Annotated in this window: 1 protein-coding gene; it reads right to left on the bottom strand. The window is 47.1% G+C overall.

Translation table 11 applies throughout. The annotated features are described in order from the left end of the window. Window positions 1-80: 80 nt before the first annotated feature. Window positions 81-646: NADP-dependent isocitrate dehydrogenase (locus A3750_RS23595; RefSeq protein ID WP_197475273.1), on the bottom strand; the 566-nt coding region annotated here is incomplete at its 5' end.

Genomic DNA, 646 nt, shown 5'->3' with positions numbered 1-646 from the left:
TTTAAAACACGAAGAGAAAGAATAAAAAGAACTGGCCGGGAAAAATGCAAACGCTCTTACCCGGCCAAATAGATCTACCTTTACTTAAAAGAGTCGATGATCTTATTCAAGGTTGCACTTGGGCGCATTGCAGAGCTAACCAGCTCCTGATTAGGGTGATAATAACCACCTACGTCGACTGGTTGCCCTTGTGAAGCAAGCATCTCGCCGATGATTGTTTCCTCGTTATCACGCAACTCTTTGGCCAGCGCAGTAAACTTAGCTTTCAATGCAGGGTCTTCATCCTGCGTGGCCAGTGCATCGGCCCAATAAAGTGCCAGATAAAAGTGGCTGCCGCGATTATCGACCTCACCCACTTTTCGTGAAGGTGACTTATTTTCCTCGAGGAAAACTTCGGTCGCTTTATCTAAGGTTTTGGCTAAGATCTTCGCATGAGGATTATCTGTTTTCTCACCCAAGTCTTCCAAAGAGACAGCAATCGCTAGAAATTCGCCAAGCGAGTCCCAGCGCAAGTGATTCTCTTCGTTAAATTGTTGGACGTGCTTCGGTGCAGAACCACCAGCGCCTGTTTCAAACAAACCGCCACCTGCCATCAAGGGCACAATCGACAACATTTTTGCACTGGTGCCGAGTTCGAGAATTGGGA

This window comes from Oleiphilus sp. HI0079, assembly GCF_001635105.1.
This window is presented reverse-complemented; position numbering and strand designations above follow the sequence as displayed.